Source organism: Klebsiella sp. 64 (genome assembly GCF_018223915.1).
Lineage (GTDB): Bacteria > Pseudomonadota > Gammaproteobacteria > Enterobacterales > Enterobacteriaceae > Klebsiella > Klebsiella pneumoniae.
In genome coordinates this window covers 1-21,330 of the sequence record NZ_JAGRQZ010000019.1, presented here as the reverse complement: position 1 = coordinate 21,330, position 21,330 = coordinate 1, and the positions used below count along the sequence as shown (strand labels likewise).

Here is a 21,330-nt window from a genome sequence, read left to right as displayed (position 1 = left end):
TTGGCACTACTATGCTGGAGGGGTGATGACCACGATGCCGCAACGGGAGTCGACGATCGCCGTGCCGGACGATCGACGCAAACAGCTGGGGGCCTTTCTGCGCGCCCGCCGTGAAAGCCTCGATCCGCAGCGCCTGGGGTTGCCCCGGGTGGGCCGCCGGCGCACGCCGGGTCTGCGCCGGGAAGAGGTGGCGATGCTCGCCGACGTCGGCGTTACCTGGTACACCTGGCTGGAGCAGGGGCGGGAGGTGAATCCGTCGGAGGCGGTGCTGGTGGGGGTGGCGAATGCCCTGCAGTGCAGTCCGCTGGAGACCCGGCATCTGTTCGTGCTCGCCGGGCTGACCCCGCCGGAAGCCACCCAGGTGACGGTGTGCGAAGGCATCAGCCCAGGGACCCGCCGGATGCTGGACAGCCTGATGCCGCAGCCGGCCAGCATTCAGAAACCGAACTTTGATATTGTGGCGTGGAACGACAGCTTCTGCCGCCTGATGGGCATCGATTTCGCCACCCTCCCGGAAGAAGATCGCAACTGCATTTATCTCTATCTGACCCATGAGACCTGGCGCAGCCGGATCGAAAATCGCGATGTGCTGCCGACCTTCGTCTCCTATTTCCGCGCCGCGATGGCCGAGCACCGCGGCGATCCGGCGTGGGAAAACAAACTGGCGCGCTTTTTCGCCGCCTCGTCGGAGTTTGAAGCGCTGTGGCATCAGCGCTACGAGGTGCGCGGCGTGGAAAACCAGATTAAACATTTTAACCACCCGCAGCTCGGGCGATTCAGCCTGCAGCAGATGTACTGGTATTCGGCGCCGCGCAACGGCTCGCGCCTGCTGGTCTACCTGCCGATGGACGAGGCGGGTGAGCAGGCGTTGGCGTGGCTGGACCAACATTAATCACAGGGAATCAGATGGCTGGCAATGTGCCATCTTCGGGTATTGCCCGGCCGGCGCTGCTGGACGGTTCCCTTTCCCTCCGGGAGTAGGGGAGGGAAAGCACTGTCGGGAAGTCCTGTATGTGATCTACGACTTCAGCACACATTGCGCTCCCGATACGCCTTCTGCGTTATGTCACTCATGGCGCAGGGAGCGCACAGGGGGCGCCAGTCGCCGCCGCCCCCTGTACCCCCGGGCTCNNAAGGCGCCAGCCGCCACCCGGCAATAAAGCGGCTCCGTGCCTGATATCATGCTCGGCGGCGCTGCGCTTACGTGGGCTTACGGTAAGGAGTAACAATCTGATATATAAATGGTTAAGTAGGCCGGGGAGGGCGACAGCCGCTGCCCGGCAGAAAGGCGAGCATATTAGCGAAAACAGGTTTGTCATCAGTCTCAAGGAATGCCTATGAACGTAACCCGAAAAGAGCAGCGCATTATTCAGCGCGCGCTGAATGCCTGGCAGGCCAGCGGGGAGTTAACCCCCTCGGACAGCCAGCGGCTGGCGCAAACGATGCGCGTCTCCCCCTTCGACTGGCGGCGCCTGAGCCGCTATGCCTTCTGGACCGCGCTGGCCTGCGTGCTGATTTCCCTGGGCAGTCTGTTCGCCGACAGCGAGCTGGTGGCGTGGCTGCTGAGCCTGTTCAGCCACTCGGCGCTGATGCGGATCCTGCTGCCTGCGCTGCTGGCAGTCGTCTGCTACGGCTGGGGTTTTCGTCGCCAGCGGCGGGAGACGCAGTGGCACTACAGCACCGAGGCGATTTTGTTTCTGGGCGTCGTCTTTACCGCCGTGGCGCTATGGCAGCTTGGCGAACGGCTGGATAACGGCAGCGGCCATATCGCACCGCTGTTTCTGGCCGGATGCGTGATTTACGGCGCCATCGGCTATATTGCCCGCTCCGGGCTGGTGTGGCTCTTTTTTCTGCTGGCGCTGGGCAACTGGTTCGGCGCGGAAACCGGCTACGTCTCAGGGTGGGGCGCCTACTGGCTGGGCATGAACTACCCGATTCGCTTCGTCCTGTTCGGCGGCGCGCTGCTGGCGCTCTGCTACGGCGCGCAATCCCTGCTTCGCCAGCGGCAGCTGTTTACCGTCAGCAAGGCGATGGGCCTCACGTACCTGTTTATTGCGCTGTGGATCATGTCGATTTTCGGCAATTACGACGCAGACAGCTGGTACCAGGTGAGCCAGGCGCGACTCCTGCCGTGGGGGCTGCTGTTTGCCGTAGCGGCCGGCGTCTGCATTTTTATCAGCCTGAAAACCGATGACGGAATGCTGCGCGGCTTCGGACTAACCTTCCTGGCGATCAATCTCTATACCCGTTTCTTTGAGTTTTTCTGGAACGGGATGCACAAAGTGCTGTTTTTCCTGATCCTTGCCGTCTCGCTGGCGGTGATTGGCCGCTATGCCGAGCGCATCTGGCATGCGGGAAACGTTAAGCCATGAAAAATTAAGCGTTTTTAAAGAAGTGTGGCTGGCGGCAGCGACGTCCTGCGCGAATTGTCGTATAAGCGAATTTTACGCTTTTGACAGGGGAGCGAGATGAATAAGGAGTCGATTTTTCGCCAACTAGAACAACGGATCGCCGGGCGAGCGCTGACGGCGGAAGCGCTGGGCGAGTTTAACGCTATGGCCATCGCCGATAGCTTGAAGCAAAAACGCAGCATCATCAGCCATCATCTGAATAATCTCCATCGCAAGCAGCGGGTGGTCAAAGTGAACGGTCGCCCGGTGCTGTTTTTACCCGTTACCGTTCTGCGCGATCATCACCGCCTGGCGGTTCGGCACGGCGAATACGCCTCCATTCAGGCGCTGTGCGCGGATCGTCAGGATAGTCTGGCGCAGCTGATTGGCGCGCAGGGCAGCCTGCAGGAAGCATTGCGCCAGTGCAAGGCTGCCATCAGCTACCCTGGCGCAGGTCTGCCGCTGCTGCTGCGGGGCCCTACTGGCACCGGGAAAAGTTTTCTAGCTCGCCAGCTCTGGCACTACGCAATAGATGAAGGTATTTTACCTGCCGATGCGCCTTTTACCGTATTTAACTGCGCCGAGTACGCGAATAATCCAGAACTACTGACCTCGAAGTTATTTGGTCATGCGAAGGGGGCCTTTACCGGCGCCGATAAGGCCGTTCCTGGTCTTATCGAGACCAGCAACGGCGGGGTGTTGTTTATCGATGAGGTTCATCGGCTGCCGCCCGAAGGCCAGGAAAAGTTGTTTCATTTTATGGATAACGGTAGCTGGCGCCGGCTGGGGGAGAGCGCCGACGAGCGCAGCGCCACGGTGCGGCTAATTTTTGCTTCAACCGAGGATCTGGAAAAACACTTCCTGGCGACCTTTATTCGCCGTATTCCGGTGATTGTAAAAATTCTGCCGATCGCTGAACGCGGCCAATTCGAGCGGCTGGCGTTTATCCACCACTTTTTCCGCCGTGAAGCCCAGCGTTTGAACCACGATCTGGCGCTGGATGGCGAAATCGTCAGCCAGCTAATGCGTGAAACGCTTGAAGGAAATGTCGGTGGGCTGGAAAATTTGATTCGCAATATTTGCGCCAGCGCCTGGACATTTGGCGAACGTGATAGCGGTCTTTTACATATAAAAGCGGGTTTGCTGCCCGACCGATTACTGGCGGATGCGCCTTTTACCCTTCAGCAAAATAGCGAGCGGGTTATGATTTACCGCGATGGCGACGCGCAGCCTCTTTTTTCTGGTCGTCACCATGAATACCAACGGCTAACGGAAAATATTTGTAGCCTGTGCGAGGAGTTGGCTCAGGATAATATTAGCGTGCGGACCTTTGAAAAGCTTATTTATCAGAACGTGACGCTCTATCTTGATGCGCTGATGAATCAGGAGAGTACGGTCTCTCTGCAGGACAAACGGCTGCGCTTTATTGAAGATGTGGGCAAAGCAATCGCTGTCAATTATGACCTTCAGCTAAATGTCGAATTCGCTTATCTTACCGGCCGCTACCTCACCAGCCTCCCTCTGGCGCCGCGCAGCGTTGCTGAGCCCGTGCGTCTGGTGATGCAGCGCTGGCTGGACTCCTCGGCGGGGCTGGCGCAACGCATCGCGGAGAAACTACTGGATGTCGTCAATAATAAATACGATCTGCTCATCGATACGCTTGACCGTCTGGCGATTACCGCCATTGTCAGTAATGCTATCGATGCGACCAGCGGCGGAAAAGTGAAAGCGCTGATAATCGCCCACGGTTATTCGACCGCCAGCAGCATTGCCGGCGTTGCCAACCGCCTGATTGGCGAGAAGATCTACCAGGCCATGGATATGCCGATGGAGGTGGCGTTTAACGATGTCAGTCGCGCCGTGGTTGATTATCTCCAGCATACGGACACGCGTGCGGGTGTGATGGTGCTTATTGATATGGGCTACACCAAGGAGATTGCCGATGCGCTTTTGTCGGTGATTAACGGCCCGCTGGTAGTGGTGGATAACGTAACGACCCGCATGGCGCTGAACGTTGCCAGCGAGATCGCGTTGGGAAAAAACATCGAACAAATCGCCGAAGAGATCGTGCCGCTTAATCAGTCGCGTTGGGATGTGTTCTGGCCCGCAGAAAAAAAAGAGCGTGTGCTGCTGGTGACCTGTATTACAGGTATCGGTATCGCATTTAAATTTAAAAATCTAATGGAGAAGAGCCTGCTCAACGATTTTGATATTAACATCATCGCCTGCGAGTATACGCGCTTAAAAAACAGTCGTACGGCGGTATCGTTGCTCCACCAGTATGAAGTTATTGCGGTCGTGGGTACCCACGACCCGCAGCTGGCCGGAGTGCCCTGGGTTGGCATTGAGGAACTACTTGGCGAGCAGGGGCATCGACATCTGAGTCAGCTCTTAAGCGGCTATCTTAATGAAAAGCAAATTGCGCTGATTAATAAAAATATGGTTCGTGAGTTTTCACTGCATAACGTTGTCAACTCTCTGACGATACTGAATGCTGGAAAAACCATGGGCCATATCGAAACCATTATCGCTGAGTGGCAAAATACGCTTGGTTTTCATTTTAATAATAACTTAATTATCAGTTTATATGTGCATCTCAGCTGTATGATTGAGCGTCTGGTAATGCGTAATGAAATTAGCCATTATAAAGATCTTGAGCAATTTACCCGCCAGCATGGTGAATTTATTGCCATGGTGAATCACTCGTTCCAGCGCCTGAAAATACTCTATAACGTGGCGCTACCGGTAGCGGAAATTGGCTATATTCACGATATTTTTGAATTACGTATTGAAGATTTTAGCTGGTAATCCTCAACGCAGCCCCGGAGAATTACGCCGGGGCTGGCAGGCGGTTAGCGAATCAATATTCGACTTTCCACATATAGCGGCGGGTGGTCAGCGGGTGGTTGCGAGCGGTGGCCAGCGCCAGGTTGTAAACATCCAGTACGCAGTTGTGCAGCAGGCCGCAGAAATATTCGCGCACGCTGGCGTGCAGTGCGTCGATTCCCACCTTTTCCACGTCAATAATCTGCAGTTTTCCCTGGTAACGTTCGATAAAGCGGATCGCGCGATCATCCAGCGGGCGGGTGCGGCCGCTGCTTTTTAATAAAATAAACGGCGTTCCCGTTTCGGTAATCTCAAAGGGGCCGTGGAAATACTCGCCGCTGTGGATGCTGGCGGAGTTAATCCACTGCATCTCCAACAGAATACAGATGGATTCCTGATGCGCGGCGCCGAATGAGGGGCCGCTGCCCATCATGTAGATGACCTTTTCGGTCTTCCAGGCTTCGGCAAAATGGCGCGCATCCGCCTGAACCTGCTGCTGAGCGCCGCGTACCACGGATTCAAAACTGGCAAAGGCGCTGACCATCTCATCTTAATGGGCGTATCCCTCAGTTTGCGCAAGCACTTCCAGCGCCAGCCACAGGCTGTATGCCGCTTTTTGCTGCGTCGGATCGACGGTTTCGGGATAGCGCGCCCAGCAGTATTCAATAGTGTAATCGCTGTGTTCGCACAGCGGCGTGCCGGGGGTATATACCAGTCCAATAGTGGCGGCGCCTTTCTGACGCGCGATGCGGGCGGCTTCCACCGTTTCAGCGGTGTTGCCCTGCTGCGAGGCGAGGATCACTACGCTGTTTTTACCTAACGCGTTCGGCGTCGCATGGACAAATTCATTACTGGTAACATAGCCGACGGCCAGCTTTTTAGCTTCACAATCGAGAAAATATTTCCCCGGCCAGAAACCGGTTAATGAACCACCGCAGCCAACAAACCATACGCGCTCAATGTGCTGCTTAGATAAAATATCGCGAATAATAGTATGTGCGTTTTGATGAGCTATAGACATATTGGTCTCCTTGGGATGTAACGGGTCCTCCGCTGAAACGCGGATAACTTTTACTATGCGTCAATTAATTGAGTTGTTTACTTTTCATTTTCTGGTGGAAATGCGGATCCTTCGGTATTGCGGGATCGATGCCCTTCACTGGCGGCAGTCGGGCACAAACCATTTGTAACGGAATAATATATTCAAAGACCGCAAAGTCGGGATCGTTAATAAATGCGAAGGGCATATTTTTGCCGTTATTTTCGACTTGTGGACCAATGCGATAAATATGCTGAGTCCAGCCGCCAAGTATTTCCGCCAGGCGATCCTGACGCTCATCGGGAAACGGATCGAGCATGATCAGGGTAGAGCGCTCGTCGAAGGCGTTATAGATCCCGTGGATGAACTCCTCAAATTCGTAACCGGCAACCGGACAGCGTAGCGTTTCAAGCATCTTTAGCGCACCTTCCTGAACGGTGCCAAACAGCCTTGCCGGACCGGTCAGGCGAATGTCCGCGCTGTCGATAAGCGGTCGGGCATGATTGAGAGCCCACGCCTGCGAGGCCTCAATGAGCGTCGGCAAATGATTAAACGTGATATCCATGCGGACGAGTAGCGCCTTGCGCTCCTCATCGCTCAGGCGCCGCTGGCGACTGGCGACAGCAAGCGTTAGCAGCATCAGATTAAGTATGGTGCAGTGATACCCTTTGGTTTTGGCGCCAGCCCGCTCTTCTCCACAGGGTACTGTTAAGACCAAATCTGCCGCCCGGTCGATAACGGCTGGCGCTTCCCCGGCCATGGAAGCGGTAAGATGCCCGGCTGCCCGGGCGCGTTCCATTGCGGCGAGGGTAGAGAGGCTGCCGCCTCCCTGAGAAATGCCGATGACCAGCGCTTTGTCGCTGAGGGTCAGCGCCGAATCATCCAGCAGAAAAGGCCAGTAGACATCAACGGGTAGCCCGCACCACTGCTGCATAAACGAGCGGGCGGTCAGCGCGCCGTGATAAGAGGTACCGGAGCCGGTCAGGATAATACGCGTGACGCCGCGCTCCGTTAGCGCTTTTGCCGCCTGCCAGAGATCTTCCCGCGTCTGCGTCAGCATAGCGAGCAGACAGGCGGGTGTTTCATTCATATAGTCTTCTACGTGCATAGGTGATATTCCTCTTCTTAAAGCAGGCCTAGCGCGCTGGCCGCCATGCCAAACGCGACGGTTCCTAGCAGGATCCAGTTAATATTGACTCCCTTGCGGATCAACTTGTACATCCCAAGGGTGAAAAGCAGCGGCAGCAGCGAAGGAAGTATTTTGTCAATAAACTCCTGCGCCTTCATGGTGGTCTGCCCGGCGGTAAAGCTGAGCGGGGTGGTGATATCTATCATGCTGGCGGTCATCGCGCCGACGACCATGAGGCCAACAATTGATGCGATATAGGTCACCCGGTCCATAAGGCCGCTTTGGTAAATTCTCATCAGCCAGGTCGTACCCGCCCGGTAGCCGAGCTTCAGGCCATACCAGCGGCACAAAAGATGCGGCAGGTTATAAACTAACAGCGCCAGTATCGGTCCCAGCAGGCTGCCCTGCTGGGCGAAATAGATACCCATCCCGGCGGCGATAACCTTTAATGATCCCCAGAATATGGAGTCGCCGATGCCCGCCAGCGGCCCCATCAGGCTGGTTTTAATCGCGTTTATCGACTCCTCATTAAATTCGGGGTTACGCTGGTTCTCTTCTTCCATGGCAATCGACAGGCCGAAGATAAAGGTCGAGAGATGGGGCGTGGTGTTAAACAGCACCAGATGACGCTGCAGGGCGCGCCCCAGCTCCGTTGGGTCCTGATAGATGCGCTTCAGGGCTGGCGACATTGCGAAGGCATAGCCCATATGCTGCTGGCGCTCGTAGTTCCAGGAGCCCTGTAGCGTAAAGGAGCGCCAGAACACGCTGCGTAAATCGCGGGCGGTGATGCGGCTTGCATCATCGCTTTGCGGCTGGGTAGCGCCAGTCACAGTTTGCGTCATTTCGCTCATGATTAGCTCTCCTGCTGCTTAAGATTAAGGAACTGGCTGATGATAAATGCCAACACCACAGCGAACAGCGCGATGGCGATGATATCCAGTTTGGTATATGCCGCTATCAGAAATCCCAGACCGAGGTACGGCATCAGTTTGCTGCTGAGCATCATGCTGATCAGCAGGGCGAAGCCGAGCGCTGGCAGGATCTTACTGGCGACGATCAATCCATTGGTTATCACCGGTGGAATGGCCTCCAGGAACCAGCTTACCGCCGAAGAACCAAGCAGAATGGCAAAAAATACCGGTAGAAATCCGTTTAAAAAATAGAGTAGCGTCGGACCGGCGAGGTGCATCAGGCCGACCATTCGGGTATTACCCTGTGCCGCATAGCGGTCCGCCAGATGACCAAAGCGGGCGTTCACCACGCGCACCAGGATTCCCAGCGTCTGCGCCAGCATTGAGACAGGGATGGCGATGGTGAGCGCAGCCTCTGGACCACGACCGGACATGATCGAAAACGCGGTGGCCAATACGGAGCCGGTCACGATATCTGGCGGGTGCGCGGCGCCGATGGCGACGTTGCCGAGGAAAATAAGCTCCAGCGTAGCGCCAATCAGAATCCCCTCATGTAAATTACCGCAGACCAGACCGGTGAGGGCGCACATCACCAGCGGTCGATCGATCATTGATACCCCAAGCAGGCGGCCATCAAGTATCCCCAGGGCAGCGATCAGTCCGAGTAACGTTGCGGTGAGCAACATAGTGACCTCCGAAGTTAAAGTTGGTCGTTAAGGAGTTCAGCCGAGTGGGCGGGTACCTGACGCATCTCCAGCCGAATACCTTTTTCTTTTAGCACTCTGCTATGGGCGATTTCCTCTTCGGTCAGATAGATGGCCTTGCCGAATTGTCTTGCCCCTTCCTTCTGTGGCAGACCGCCGTAATTAATTGCGCTAATTCCTGGGACTTTTTCCACTAGCGCGAGGGTTTCCGCAGTATTGCCCAGGACCACCATGACTTTTTTATGATCCAACTTGCCGCTGTTAAGCTTTTCCGCCGCCTGTTCAACGGTGGCGATGTCCAGCGTGACGCCCGCTGGCTTTGCCAGGTTAAGCGACATCGTAATGAAGGCATCCGCCGCGGCTTTGGCGTTGGCGACGATGATATGGTCGATATCCAGCGCTCGGGTCCAGGCAAAAACCACCTGGCCGTGCAGCAGCCGATAATCAATGCGCACGAGTTTAATCATGAGATTCTCCCTGTGGGTCAGAGGATGGTTGTGTTATTAGAGGATTGATGAAAACAATGGATTCACGCGCCGCGCTGGTGGCGTAGATAATCGCGGCCTCGGTAGTGGCTTCTTCGCACAGCAGAAACTCCAGCAGCAGAGTCAGATTGATGCCGGCGACCACGAAAACGTTGCGATGTCGCATCAAGACGCTCACGGCGCTATTGTTGATACTGCCGCCAAGCAGGTCGGTGAAGATCACCACTTCATCACCATTCGCCTGGACGATGAGATGCTCCAGGGTTTGCTCCAGCTGTTCGGTGGTCACGATATCTTCGTCATAGGCGCAGACCGGGATAACGCCGTGTTCGTCGCCAATCAGCAGCGACAAACTGTTCACCAGTCCGCGAGCAAAATGGCCGTGGCTGGCCACATAGATATGTTTCACCCGGTTTCTCCTTCATCCAGATAGCGGTATCTGTTAAGAGCAAAGGGCGTGCCAGAAATAAAAAATATTATTTATCAATTAATTAAATCGTCTGGTTCACACTAAAGTCGTTATTCCTGGCACAAGCGGGCTTATGAGCGCCAGAAACTTGGCACAAACGGCAGAAAAAGAGGGGGGAAAGAGTGGATGAAAAAAGTCCCGGGCGAGACGCTGCTGCGCCATGGCCCGGGCGTTCCCGGCAGAAGGGAATTAAATCTCGGTAATGGTCGTCGACTGCGGCAGACGCGACTTCGGCAGGGTAGCGTTGAAATCTTCTACGCTATGGTGGCCGACCGGGACTACCACCAGGCTGGTGTAGCCCTGGGCTTTCAGGTCAAATTCCTCATCGAGGATCGCAAAATCGACCCCTTCAATCGGCACGGCGTCGAGACCCATCGCCGCTACGCCCAGCAGGAAATTGCCGACGTTGAGATACACCTGTTTCGCCATCCACTGATCGTCATCTTTCAGCTCTTTGCGGTGCATATCGGCAAAGAAGGTGCGACCCTTGTGGTTAGCGGCTTTTGCGTCCGGGGTGGCGAAACGGCCATCGGCCTCTTCCTGATCCACCACGCGCTGCAGCCAGGCGTCGTCCATCGCGGTTTTCGCGCAGAACACCACCACGTGCGAGGCGTCGAGAATTTTACGTTCGTTGAACACGTAGGTGCCGCTGGCGGCTTTCGCCACGCGAGCTTTCCCTTCATCGGTGCTGGCGACAATAAAGTGCCACGGCTGGGAGTTGGTGCTAGACGGGCTGTACTGCAGCAGCGTTTTCAGCTGTTCCGCTTCCCCGGCAGTCAGCTTTTTCGTGGCGTCAAAGGCCTTGGTGGAATAGCGCTTCAAAGCGACCGATACGATATCCATAACTCTTCCTCACAGTTTACAGCACCTTACCGGTGCGTTCAGGAGAGGAAGAGTACAGCGAAGATCGCAAAATGATAAGGGTGAAAAATGCGATAACACTTATCGCATTTGGCTGAAAATCAGCGCGGACGCAGGCGCTGCTGCGCCTTTTTACTCAGCTTGTTCACCACCTGATGCCACGAATCGTCAATCAGCTCGGCCAGCAGATCCTCGCTGATATCCTCTCCTGGCACCACCGTGATCCAGTGTTTCTTGTTCATATGGTAGCCGGGTTCGATACTGCGATAAATTTGCTGATTCAGCAGCGACTTCTGCGGCTCGGCCTTGAGATTAACCAGCGCCCGCCCGCGAATAGTCATGGTGATCATAAAGATGCGGCCGTCGACCTTAAACACGTCGTACTCTGGCCCAAAGGGCCAGCAGTGTTCGGTAAACGGGTAGCTCAGGGCGATACGGTGAGCGCAGGGATGCAGTGTTTCCGGCGTCATTAGGCGTCCGCCTCATGCAGGGCGTGCCACATGGCTTCAAAGCCGAGGGCGATAATCTCCCGGGCGCGCTGCGGATCGTGGCTGGCGAATTCGATGGTGGTTTCCGCCAGCGACAGAAACAGGGCGTCGCCAAAGGCGCGGTACGCCTCGCTGAGGAATATCTCTTTCACCGACAGCTGGCACATTTCGTTGAGCTCCGGAAAGCTCTCTTTTACCTGGCGGCGGGTTTCGTCGGTGATGCGCTCGCTGAGCGCCATCCGGCGGATCGCTTTGTGCTCCATCGGGTTGCGCACGCCCCAGTCGATATAGCTGTTCCAGATATTGCGCGCGTTCTCTTTCGGGCGCTTCTCGTCCGGATCCAGCCCGGCGATCATTGTGCGCACCAGGCGCAGCTTAATCGCGAGGTACAGCTCGTTGAGCAACTCATCCTTGGTGGCGAAATAGCGAAACAGCGTTCCCTCGGCCACACCGGCGCTGCGGGCGATGGCCGACGTCGAGGCGGCTATGCCGGACTGGGCGAAAGCCGCGGTGGCAGCTTCCAGTAACGCTTGCTTTTTATCTTCACTCTTTGGACGAGCCACTACTTTTTTCCTCACGCAGGTTTAAACAAACCGCCGATCTTGGCACGTCTGACCAGGTCGCTGCAACGGCGGAACGCAAAAATTGAAAATCGTCTTGACGACTTTCATCGCTTTCCTAATAATGAGTGCGTACTCACTCATAATCAAGTTATATCATAAAGCCTCCGGGATGGGGGCTTTTGTCTGGTCAGGATATGAACCGTGTCACTTTCAGCGTGGTCGCCATCATGTTACTCGCAGCAGCAACGACATTGCCGTTTGTTCTTAATGCCGGTTTTGGTAAGGCGCCGCAGGGGGCACAGCTTAGCCAGGTGGAAGCGTCTCCCCACTACCGGGATGGCCAGTTCCATAACCAATTGCCCACGCCAGGGTTCACCGGGCAGAAAAATATGCTGGCGGCGTGGTGGGATTTCCTGATGACCAAACGGGAAAACGCCCGTCCCGCGCAACCGCTGCCGCTGGTGAAGACCGATCTGGCGACGCTGCCCCTCGGGCAGGACGTGATGGTCTGGCTCGGCCACTCCTCCTGGTACCTGCAGCTGGCGGGAAAACGCATCCTGATCGACCCGGTGTTCAGCGATTACGCGGCGCCGTTCTCTTTTATCAATAAAGCCTTCCCCGGCGACTATCCGTGGCGGGCGGAAGGGATGCCGGAGATCGATCTGCTGATCATCTCCCACGATCACTACGACCATCTGGATTACGCCACCATTCGCGCCTTACTGCCGAAAATTAAGCGGGTCATTACGCCGCTGGGGGTCGGATCGCATCTGCGCTACTGGGGAATGGACGGGGCGCTGATTACCGAAGCGGACTGGCAGCAGGCGGTACCGGCCAGCGACGAGCTCACCGTCCACGTGCTGCCGGCGCGGCACTTTTCCGGCCGTGGGCTGAAGCGTAACCAGACGCTGTGGGCCAGTTTTCTGTTCGTTACCCCGCAGCAAAAGATTTATTACAGCGGCGACAGCGGGTATGGGCCGCACTTTAAAGCGATAGGCGATGAGTTCGGTCCGGTCGATCTGGCGATCATGGAGAACGGGCAGTATGACCAGGACTGGAAATATATCCACATGATGCCGGATGAAACGGCTCAGGCTGCCGACGATCTGCGCGCTCGCGCGGTGCTGCCTGGGCATGCAGGACGATTCGTTTTGGCGAAACACAGCTGGGATGAACCGTATCAACGGCTGGCGGCTGCCAGCGAAGGAAGGGCCTGGCGTCTGCTGACGCCTGTGCAGGGCGAGCCGGTGTGGGTCGCCGATAAGACGCAATCATTTAACGCCTGGTGGCGCTAAGCGCCAGTGCAGTATCAGAGGAGAGAGCATATGACGATTTCCGCTCAGGTGATTGATACTATCGTCGAGTGGATTGATGATAACCTGCATCAACCGCTGCGTATTGATGATATCGCTCGCCATGCCGGGTATTCGAAATGGCATCTGCAACGGCTGTTTTTACAGTACAAAGGGGAGAGCCTGGGGCGCTATATTCGCGAAAGGAAGCTGCTGCTGGCCGCCCGCGATCTGCGCGACACCGATCAGCGGGTCTACGATATCTGCCTCAAGTATGGCTTCGATTCGCAACAGACCTTTACCCGCGTCTTCACCCGGACCTTCAATCAGCCGCCGGGCGCCTACCGCAAAGAGAACCACAGTCGCGCCCACTGAGGCGCGCCTCTCCTGGTTTACCGCTCGAGGGAAAACCAGCGACGCCACACCCAGCGCAGCACCAGATACTCAATGGCGCCCAGCGCTAAGAACCACAGACAAAACAGCACCGTATAGAGCTGGTTGAGATCCATCATATGGAATGTCTCAACCAGCTTTTGCGCCAGCGTCAGGCCCAGCGAAGGCGCGGGCAACAGCAGACAGGAGAGCAGGGCCAGCAGTAAGATCCCGGCGGCGGAGAGCAGCGTTTCCAGTGGATGTTTCATGTCATGTTAATCATCAGTTAAAAAACATATTGTCCGGTAAAATAATGCTTAACGCAATATGCTTTGTTTTTTTACTCGCTATAACACGACTATTTTAAATATTATCGCCTGCCTTTCGCTCTCATGTTAATTAATCTGAAATAATTTGTAATTAAGTTAATTGCAGCCGGGTGTAAATTAACGTCATTATTATGCCAGCGCTTTTACAAAACTGTAAGTGCTATATCCCACCAGCGTAGCAATGATAATGGCTAACGCGATGTACAGCGCCAGTCGGCGCCCGCGGTAGATTCCAAACATATTTTACCTCGTTTAGTATTGGTTTATTAATATTCTGTAATAGTTGGTTTGTGGAATTAACTTATCACAAAATTTTTATTTTGCGAAAAATTTAGACTTGTATTGGTTCACATTTTTATCGGCATTTTTGCCCTCTTTTACTTCATTGGCCAGGAATGATTTCAGGCTTTCCGACTCACGGAATTTATAAGGAAAATGTAAATTGACCAAGATGAATAACCCAAAGTTTACGACGCCCTCGGGCGACACCGCGCCACGGCAGGTCTGGCAGCAGACCGTTGACGCAGTGCTGGCGCAGACCAAAAGCCAGGCCGCTGGGTTAAGTTCCGCAGACGCCGCCGAGCGCCTGAATACCTGTGGGCCGAACGCGCTGCCGGAAAAGAAAGGCAAACCGGGCTGGCTGCGCTTTCTCGCCCACTTTAACGACGTACTGATTTACGTGCTGCTGGCCGCCGCGGCGCTGACCGCCATCATGGGGCACTGGGTCGATACCCTTGTGATCCTCGGCGTGACGGTGATTAACGCCCTGATCGGCCATATCCAGGAGAGCAACGCCGAAAAATCGCTGCAGGGGATCCGCAACATGCTCTCCAGCGATGCCCGCGTCCAGCGTAACGGCAAGCATGAGACTATCCCGACGCGCGACCTGGTTCCGGGGGATATCGTTATCCTGCGCGCCGGCGACCGCGTGCCGGCGGATATGCGCCTGATTGAAACCCACAACCTGCGGGTGGAAGAGGCGATCCTCACCGGCGAGTCGACGGTGGTGGATAAAATCACCGACGCGCTGGAGGGCGATCTGCCGCTGGGCGACCGGGTGAACATGGTCTTTTCCGGGACCACCGTCAGCGCCGGCGGCGGCGTCGGCGTGGTGACCGCCACCGGCGCGCAGACCGAACTCGGCCATATCAACCAGATGATGGCGGGTATTGAGAAGCACCGTACCCCGCTGCTGGTGCAGATGGATAAGCTCGGCAAAGCGATTTTCGCCATTATTCTCGCCATGATGGTGGCGCTGTTTATCTTCAGCCTCGCGCTGCGGGATATCCCGATGGGCGAGCTGCTGCTGTCGCTGATTAGCCTGGCGGTAGCCGCGGTACCGGAAGGACTGCCGGCGATCATCTCGATTATTCTGTCGCTCGGCGTGCAGACGATGGCGCGCAAGCGGGCGATTATTCGTAAGCTGCCGACCGTGGAAACCCTCGGCGCCATGACCGTGGTCTGCTCGGATAAAACCGGCACCCTGACGATGAACGAAATGACCGTCAAAGCGATCATCACCGCCGACTGCTGCTATCGGGTGGAAGGCGACAGCTACGAGCCGCAGGGGCGGATCTTCCTCGAGGGGAGCGATGAGCCCGTGCAGGTTCAGCCCGGCACCGTGCTGGAGACCTGGCTGCGCACCATCGACCTGTGTAACGACAGCCAGCTTACCCAGGATGAGCGCGGTCTGTGGGGGATCACCGGCGGGCCGACCGAAGGGGCGCTTAAAGTGCTGGCGGCGAAAGCGCAGCTCCCGGCGGTGGAGGCCCGTCTGGTGGCCAAGATCCCCTTTGACTCGCAGTACAAATATATGTCGACCCTGCAGCACATCGATGGCAATGCCCGGGTGCTGATCACCGGTGCGCCGGACGTTATCTTCGCCATGTGCCGCGAGCAGATGAGCCGCCACGGCGCGGTGCCGTTCGAGGCGCAGTACTGGGAAGAGGAGATGGCGCGCTTCGCCCGTCAGGGACTGCGGATGGTGGCGGCGGCCTGTAAGCCGGCCAGCCTTGATGCCACCACCCTCAACCATGAGGACCTGCAGGAGGGACTGATTTTCCTCGGCATCGCCGGGATGATGGATCCCCCGCGTCCGGAAGCCATTGACGCCATCCACGCCTGCCAGACCGCCGGCATCCGCGTGAAAATGATCACCGGCGACCACCCGCAGACGGCGATGAGCATCGGCCAGATGCTGGGGATCACCAATAGCAGCCAGGCCATGACCGGCTACCAGCTGGAGCACATGGACGATGCGGCGCTGGCGAAGGCGGCGGTGGAGTACGACATCTTTGCCCGTACCAGCCCGGAGCATAAGCTGCGCCTGGTTAAAGCCCTGCAGGATAACGGCGAAGTGGTCGGCATGACCGGCGACGGCGTTAACGACGCGCCGGCGCTGCGCCAGGCCGACGTGGGTATCGCCATGGGTATCAAAGGCACCGAAGTCACCAAAGAGGCGGCCGACATGGTGTTGACCGATGATAACTTCGCGACCATCGCCAGCTCGGTAAAAGAGGGCCGTCGGGTCTATGACAACCTGAAGAAGACCATCCTCTTCATCATGCCGACCAACCTGGCGCAGGGGTTGCTGATCATCATCGCCCTGCTGGCGGGGAACATTATTCCGCTGACCCCGGTGCTGATCCTGTGGATGAACATGGCGACGTCGGCGACGCTCTCCTTCGGCCTGGCCTTTGAGGCCGCAGAGCGCAACGTGATGAACCGTCCGCCGCGTAAAACCGGCCAGCATGTGATGGATGGTTTCGCCGTGTGGCGAGTGGCTTTCGTCGGGTCGATGATCGCGATTGCCGCCTTTATCCTTGAGGCCTGGCTGGCGCCGCGCGGCCACAGTCCGGAGTTTATCCGCATCGTGCTGCTGCAGATGCTGGTGACGGCGCAGTGGGTCTACATGATCAACTGCCGCAGCAGCGACAGCTTCTCCCTGAGCATGGGTCTGCTGCGCAACAAAGGCATCTGGCTGGTGACCGGCGTCCTGCTGCTGATGCAGCTGGTCATTATCTATGTCCCGCTGATGCAGAGCATGTTTGGTACGGAAGCGCTGCCGCTGCGCTACTGGTTTGTCACTCTGGTCATCGGCGTCGCCATGTTCCTGGTGGTGGAAGTCGAGAAGCGTCTGACGCGCCGCTTCCGCAAAACGGCCTGAACAATCTCGCGCGCCTCGCTGCAGGCGCGCGTTACTGTCGCAAGGATCCTCTATGATTAAAACCTTCCGCTTTGCTCTGCTGGCCTGCGGTCTGGTCGGCGGTGCCCTGACGGCGACCGCCGCGCCGGCGGTGCCGGTCCGCGTCGCCACGGTTGAACTGGCTCCTCATGCTGAAGAACGCGCTATCCCCGGGCGGGTCGAGGCGATCCGCGCCGTCGACATTCGCGCGCGCACCGAAGGGGTGATTGTTCAGCGCCACTTCCAGGACGGGCAGTATGTTACCGAAGGCGACCTGCTGTTTACCCTCGACGACGCGCAGCCCCGCGCGGCGCTGGCTCTGGCGCAGGCCGAGCTGAAAAGCGCCGAAGCCTCATTACGTCAGTCGCAGCAGTTGCTCACTCGCTACGAGCGGCTTATCAACAATCACTCCATCAGCCGCAACGACGTCGATACGGCCCGGATGCAGCGCGACGTCGCCGCCGCTGCCGTACAGCAGGCCAAAGCCCGCGTCGAGGCCCAGCAGATTGTGCTCAGCTACACTCAGATTGCGGCGCCGGTGACCGGTCGCGTGGGCCATAGCGCCTTTCACGTCGGGACGCTGGTCAATTCGTCCAGCGGCGTGCTGGTGGACATTGTGCAGTTGGATCCGGTGCGGGTCTCGTTCGCCCTCGACGAAGCCGCGTTTTTCAGCAAAACCGGCCAGCACGCCGATATCCACGCTCTGAAGCAGGCGTGGCTGGCGCAGATTGAGGTTGATGGTAAACGGCGCGACGGGGTGTTGACCTCTATCGATAACCGGATCGACGCCCGCACCGGCAGCGTAGCGGTGCGGGCCGAGTTCGCCAATCCGCAGCACCGTCTGCTGCCGGGCGGCAGCGTGACGATCCTGTTCCGTCCGCAGGAACTGCCGTCGCGAGTGATGGTCCCGGCCGCCGCCGTGCAGCAGGATCCGCAGGGCTTTTTCAGCTGGGTGCTGAAGCCGGACCACACCGCCGGGCAGCGTCGTCTGACCCTCGCGGGGCAGCAGGGGCAGCAGTTTGCGGTCGAGAAAGGGCTGCAGGCGGGCGAGCAGGTGATCACCGACGGCGCGCAGCGGTTGCGCGAAGGCGCCGCGGTGCAGGTGCTGAACTAGCTAAGGAGAAGGGATGCTGACCTTTTTTATCCGTCGTCCGCGATTTGCCATGGTGATCGCGCTGCTGCTGACCTTTGTCGGCGCGGCGTCGCTGAAGCTGATCCCGGTGGAGCAGTACCCGGCGATCACCCCCCCGGTGGTGAACGTCAGCGCCAGCTGGCCGGGCGCCAGCGCGTCAGACGTGGCGGAAGCCATCGCCGCCCCGCTGGAGACCCAGCTCAACGGCGTCGATCATATGCTGTATATGGAGTCCACCAGCTCGGATGAGGGGACGTACCGCCTGAGCATAACCTTCGCGGCGGGCACCGATGCCGACCTGGCGGCGATCGACGTGCAAAACCGGGTGGCGCAGGCGCTGGCGCAGCTCCCGGCGGAGGTGCAGCAGAATGGCGTCCAGGTGCGCAAGCGCGCCAGCAATCTGCTTATGGGGGTAAGCCTCTACTCGCCGCTGGGCACACTGACGCCGCTGTTTGTCAGCAACTACGCCAGCACCCAGGTGCGCGAGGCGCTGGCCCGCCTGCCCGGCGTCGGCGAGGTGCAGATGTTTGGCGCCCGGGATTACAGCATGCGTATCTGGCTGCGCCCGGACCGCATGAACGCGCTCAACATCACCACGGATGATGTCGCCCAGGCGCTGCGCGAGCAAAATGTGCAGGGCGCGGCGGGGCAGGTGGGCACCCCGCCGGTATTTAACGGCCAGCAGCAGACGCTGACCATCAACGGGCTGGGGCGTCTGAACGAGGCGGCCAGCTTTGGCGAGATTATTATCCGCCGCGGCGCGCAGGGGCAGCTGGTGCGCCTCGCCGACGTAGCGACCATTGAGCTGGGCGCCCGCAGCTACAGCTCCGGCGCCCAGCTGAACGGTAAAGCGTCGGCCTATCTGGGGATCTATCCGACGCCCACCGCCAACGCCCTGCAGGTCGCCAGCGCAGTGCGTGCGGAGCTTAACCGCCTGCACACTCGCTTTCCGGCGGATCTCACCTGGGAGGTGAAGTTCGATACCACCCGCTTTGTGGCGGCGACGATCAAAGAGATCGGCGTCTCGCTGGCGCTGACCCTGCTGGCGGTGGTCGTGGTGGTGTCGCTATTTTTGCAGAGCTGGCGGGCGACGCTGATCGTAGTGCTGGCGATCCCGGTGTCACTGATCGGCACCTTTGCGGTGCTCTATCTGCTGGGCTACAGCGCCAACACCCTCAGCCTGTTCGCGATCATTCTCGCCCTGACGATGGTGGTGGATGACGCCATTGTGGTGGTGGAGAATGTGGAAACCAAAATGGCGGAAGGGCTGGATCGCCTGCAGGCCACCACCCAGGCGCTGCGGCAGATCGCCGGGCCGGTAATCGCCACGACCCTGGTGCTGCTGGCGGTGTTTGTGCCGGTGGCGCTGCTCCCGGGGATCGTCGGCGAGCTGTACCGGCAGTTTGCCGTGACGCTCTCCACCGCGGTGGCCCTGTCGAGCCTGGTGGCGCTAACCCTGACGCCGGCCCTCTGCGCGCTGCTGCTGCGCCCGCGTCCTGCCCGGCCGGCGGCGGTGTGGCGGGCGTTTAACCGTCTTCTCGACGGCACCCGCGACGGCTATGGCCGGCTGGTAGGCAGGATGAACCGCCGTCCCTGGCTGGCGCTGGCGGCGACGGTGGCGGCAGGCGCGCTGGTGGCGTTCAGCTTCACCTCGATGCCGAAAGGCTTCCTGCCGCAGGAAGATCAGGGTTACCTGTTTGCCAGCGTGCAGCTGCCGGAGGCGGCGTCGCTGGAGCGTACCGAAGCGGTGATGGCCCAGGCGCGCAAGCTGCTGATGGCTAACCCGGCGGTGGAGGATGTGATTCAGGTGTCCGGGTTCAACATTCTCAACGGCACCAGCGCCTCTAACGGCGGGTTTATCTCGGTAATGCTCAAGGACTGGCATCAGCGGCCGCCGCTGGATGCGGTGATGGCGGATATTCAGCGCCAGCTGCTGTCGCTACCGGAGGCGACGATCATGACCTTCGCACCGCCGACCCTGCCGGGCCTGGGCAATGCCTCGGGGTTTGATCTGCGCATCCTGGCGCAGGCCGGTCAGTCGTCGGCGGAGCTGGAGCAGGTGACGCGGGAGATCCTCCAACTGGCGAACCAGCATTCGCAGCTGAGCCGGGTGTTTACCACCTGGAGCAGCAACGTGCCGCAGCTGACCCTGACGGTTGACCGCGACCGGGCGGCGCTGCTGGATGTGCCGGTGGCGCAGATCTTCAGCAGCCTGCAGACGGCGTTCGGCGGCACGCGCGCCGGCGATTTCAGCCGTAACAATCGTGTCTATCATGTGGTGATGCAAAATGAGATGCAGTGGCGCGAGCGGGCTGAGCAGATTAGCGAGCTGTACGTCCGCAGCCGCGACGGCGAGCGGGTGCGGCTGAGCAATCTGGTCACCATTACGCCGACGGTGGGGGCGCCGTTTATTCAGCAGTACAATCAGTTCCCGTCCGTGTCGGTGAGCGGTTCAGCGGCCGAGGGGGTCAGCAGCCGCACGGCGATGGCGGCCATGGAGCAGATTTTGCAGGCCCATCTACCGCCGGGATATGACTATGCCTGGAGCGGGATCTCCTGGCAGGAGCAGCAGACCGGTAATCAGGCGGTGTGGATCGTGCTGGCGGCGGTGGCGATGGCGTGGCTGTTCCTGGTGGCGCAGTATGAGAGCTGGACGCTGCCGGCGAGCGTCATGCTCTCGGTGCTGTTCGCCATCGGCGGAGCGCTGCTCTGGCTGTGGACCGCGGGCTATGCCAACGATGTGTATGTTCAGATAGGGCTGGTGCTGCTGATCGCCCTGGCGGCGAAGAATGCGATTCTGATCGTTGAGTTCGCCCGCAGCCGGCGCGAGGAGGGGCTGTCGATAGTCGACGCTGCGCGCGAGGGGGCTACCCGCCGCTTCCGCGCGGTAATGATGACCGCGGTGTCGTTTATTATCGGCATCATGCCGATGATGCTCGCCACCGGCGCCGGGGCGCAGAGCCGGCGGATCATCGGCACCACGGTATTCAGCGGGATGCTGGTGGCGACGATGGTTGGCATCCTGTTTATCCCGTCGCTGTATGTACTGTTTCAACGTATGCGCGAGTGGGCGCATCGGCGGGGGTAAGCGCGGCGCTACCGGTCGGTAACGGGGATACTCCAGGCTGCAACGACTACCGGGCGGTCCCCTCTCCC

At 58.5% G+C, this 21,330-nt stretch carries 17 protein-coding genes and 1 pseudogene; 8 read left to right on the top strand and 10 right to left on the bottom strand.

Features of this window, described 5'->3' with window-relative positions:
• The first annotated feature begins 25 nt into the window (after positions 1-25).
• The 3 genes from KHQ23_RS14775 (at position 26) to KHQ23_RS14765 (ending at position 5,198) form a co-directional block, all read left to right on the top strand.
• A complete protein-coding gene (locus KHQ23_RS14775) occupies positions 26-892 on the top strand; it encodes a helix-turn-helix transcriptional regulator (RefSeq protein WP_004151823.1) in 867 nt (288 codons plus the stop codon).
• A gap of 445 nt (positions 893-1,337) precedes the next feature.
• Positions 1,338-2,372 (top strand): DUF2157 domain-containing protein, encoded by a 1,035-nt coding sequence (locus KHQ23_RS14770; RefSeq protein WP_002892998.1) that lies wholly within the window; start codon positions 1,338-1,340, stop codon positions 2,370-2,372.
• Between the two features lie 96 nt (positions 2,373-2,468).
• Positions 2,469-5,198: a sigma 54-interacting transcriptional regulator gene (locus KHQ23_RS14765; RefSeq protein ID WP_117049180.1), complete on the top strand. Its 2,730-nt coding sequence runs from the start codon at positions 2,469-2,471 to the stop codon at positions 5,196-5,198.
• Between the two features lie 52 nt (positions 5,199-5,250).
• Here KHQ23_RS14765 and KHQ23_RS14760 read toward each other — a convergent pair.
• From KHQ23_RS14760 to KHQ23_RS14720, 9 genes and pseudogenes are all read right to left on the bottom strand, one after another.
• Positions 5,251-6,237: pseudogene (locus KHQ23_RS14760) on the bottom strand (SIS domain-containing protein).
• Between the two features lie 64 nt (positions 6,238-6,301).
• Positions 6,302-7,363 (bottom strand): SIS domain-containing protein, encoded by a 1,062-nt coding sequence (locus tag KHQ23_RS14755; protein WP_032434164.1) that lies wholly within the window; start codon positions 7,361-7,363, stop codon positions 6,302-6,304.
• Between the two features lie 17 nt (positions 7,364-7,380).
• Positions 7,381-8,235 (bottom strand): PTS system mannose/fructose/sorbose family transporter subunit IID, encoded by an 855-nt coding sequence (locus KHQ23_RS14750; RefSeq protein ID WP_004176976.1) that lies wholly within the window; start codon positions 8,233-8,235, stop codon positions 7,381-7,383.
• 2 nt (positions 8,236-8,237) lie between these two features.
• A complete protein-coding gene (locus KHQ23_RS14745; RefSeq protein ID WP_004183295.1) occupies positions 8,238-8,981 on the bottom strand; it encodes a PTS mannose/fructose/sorbose/N-acetylgalactosamine transporter subunit IIC in 744 nt (247 codons plus the stop codon).
• 14 nt (positions 8,982-8,995) lie between these two features.
• Positions 8,996-9,466, bottom strand: coding sequence for a PTS sugar transporter subunit IIB (locus KHQ23_RS14740; RefSeq protein ID WP_002893014.1), 471 nt, complete (start codon positions 9,464-9,466; stop codon positions 8,996-8,998).
• Positions 9,459-9,893: a PTS sugar transporter subunit IIA gene (locus tag KHQ23_RS14735; RefSeq protein ID WP_002893017.1), complete on the bottom strand. Its 435-nt coding sequence runs from the start codon at positions 9,891-9,893 to the stop codon at positions 9,459-9,461. Before KHQ23_RS14735 ends, KHQ23_RS14740 begins: the two co-directional genes overlap by 8 nt.
• 249 nt (positions 9,894-10,142) lie before the next feature.
• Positions 10,143-10,796 (bottom strand): oxygen-insensitive NAD(P)H nitroreductase, encoded by a 654-nt coding sequence (gene nfsB, locus KHQ23_RS14730; protein ID WP_004178896.1) that lies wholly within the window; start codon positions 10,794-10,796, stop codon positions 10,143-10,145.
• Between the two features lie 119 nt (positions 10,797-10,915).
• Entirely contained in the window at positions 10,916-11,284 is a 369-nt protein-coding gene (locus KHQ23_RS14725) for an MmcQ/YjbR family DNA-binding protein (RefSeq protein ID WP_032421096.1), read from the bottom strand.
• Positions 11,284-11,865, bottom strand: coding sequence for a TetR/AcrR family transcriptional regulator (locus KHQ23_RS14720; RefSeq protein ID WP_004176968.1), 582 nt, complete (start codon positions 11,863-11,865; stop codon positions 11,284-11,286). The genes KHQ23_RS14725 and KHQ23_RS14720 overlap by 1 nt, the downstream gene beginning before the upstream one ends.
• Positions 11,866-12,044: 179 nt before the next feature.
• On the opposite strand from KHQ23_RS14720, the gene KHQ23_RS14715 reads away from it, so the two are divergent.
• On the top strand, positions 12,045-13,160 hold the full coding sequence (locus tag KHQ23_RS14715; protein WP_020316605.1) for an MBL fold metallo-hydrolase: 1,116 nt from the start codon (positions 12,045-12,047) through the stop codon (positions 13,158-13,160).
• 30 nt (positions 13,161-13,190) lie between these two features.
• A complete protein-coding gene (locus KHQ23_RS14710) occupies positions 13,191-13,532 on the top strand; it encodes a RamA family antibiotic efflux transcriptional regulator (protein ID WP_002893035.1) in 342 nt (113 codons plus the stop codon).
• 17 nt (positions 13,533-13,549) lie between these two features.
• Here the strand turns inward: KHQ23_RS14710 and KHQ23_RS14705 are convergent, their stop codons facing one another.
• A complete protein-coding gene (locus KHQ23_RS14705) occupies positions 13,550-13,798 on the bottom strand; it encodes a DUF1158 domain-containing protein (RefSeq protein ID WP_002893037.1) in 249 nt (82 codons plus the stop codon).
• Positions 13,799-14,300: 502 nt separating this feature from the next.
• Between KHQ23_RS14705 and KHQ23_RS14700 the strand changes: the two genes are divergently transcribed.
• Genes KHQ23_RS14700 through KHQ23_RS14690 form a run of 3 tightly spaced genes read left to right on the top strand, consistent with a single transcriptional unit; the run spans position 14,301 to position 21,262 of the window.
• The gene (locus KHQ23_RS14700; RefSeq protein ID WP_211776809.1) at positions 14,301-17,024 is read left to right on the top strand and encodes a cation-transporting P-type ATPase; all 2,724 of its coding nucleotides are present in this window, start codon (positions 14,301-14,303) and stop codon (positions 17,022-17,024) included.
• A gap of 52 nt (positions 17,025-17,076) precedes the next feature.
• Complete coding sequence (locus tag KHQ23_RS14695; protein WP_014907946.1) at positions 17,077-18,156, top strand: efflux RND transporter periplasmic adaptor subunit; 1,080 nt, start codon at positions 17,077-17,079, stop codon at positions 18,154-18,156.
• 13 nt (positions 18,157-18,169) lie between these two features.
• Complete coding sequence (locus KHQ23_RS14690; RefSeq protein ID WP_073553758.1) at positions 18,170-21,262, top strand: efflux RND transporter permease subunit; 3,093 nt, start codon at positions 18,170-18,172, stop codon at positions 21,260-21,262.
• Positions 21,263-21,330: the final 68 nt, after the last annotated feature.

Coding starts and splice junctions, on each gene's coding strand:
- KHQ23_RS14770 (WP_002892998.1), top strand. CDS start 1,338: ATGAACGTAACCCGAAAAGAGCAGCGCATTATTCAGCGCGCGCTGAAT.
- KHQ23_RS14725 (WP_032421096.1), bottom strand. CDS start 11,284: ATGACGCCGGAAACACTGCATCCCTGCGCTCACCGTATCGCCCTGAGC.
- KHQ23_RS14765 (WP_117049180.1), top strand. CDS start 2,469: ATGAATAAGGAGTCGATTTTTCGCCAACTAGAACAACGGATCGCCGGG.
- KHQ23_RS14705 (WP_002893037.1), bottom strand. CDS start 13,798: ATGAAACATCCACTGGAAACGCTGCTCTCCGCCGCCGGGATCTTACTG.
- KHQ23_RS14750 (WP_004176976.1), bottom strand. CDS start 8,235: ATGAGCGAAATGACGCAAACTGTGACTGGCGCTACCCAGCCGCAAAGC.
- KHQ23_RS14745 (WP_004183295.1), bottom strand. CDS start 8,981: ATGTTGCTCACCGCAACGTTACTCGGACTGATCGCTGCCCTGGGGATA.
- KHQ23_RS14710 (WP_002893035.1), top strand. CDS start 13,191: ATGACGATTTCCGCTCAGGTGATTGATACTATCGTCGAGTGGATTGAT.
- KHQ23_RS14690 (WP_073553758.1), top strand. CDS start 18,170: ATGCTGACCTTTTTTATCCGTCGTCCGCGATTTGCCATGGTGATCGCG.
- KHQ23_RS14755 (WP_032434164.1), bottom strand. CDS start 7,363: ATGCACGTAGAAGACTATATGAATGAAACACCCGCCTGTCTGCTCGCT.
- nfsB (WP_004178896.1), bottom strand. CDS start 10,796: ATGGATATCGTATCGGTCGCTTTGAAGCGCTATTCCACCAAGGCCTTT.
- KHQ23_RS14775 (WP_004151823.1), top strand. CDS start 26: ATGACCACGATGCCGCAACGGGAGTCGACGATCGCCGTGCCGGACGAT.
- KHQ23_RS14740 (WP_002893014.1), bottom strand. CDS start 9,466: ATGATTAAACTCGTGCGCATTGATTATCGGCTGCTGCACGGCCAGGTG.
- KHQ23_RS14695 (WP_014907946.1), top strand. CDS start 17,077: ATGATTAAAACCTTCCGCTTTGCTCTGCTGGCCTGCGGTCTGGTCGGC.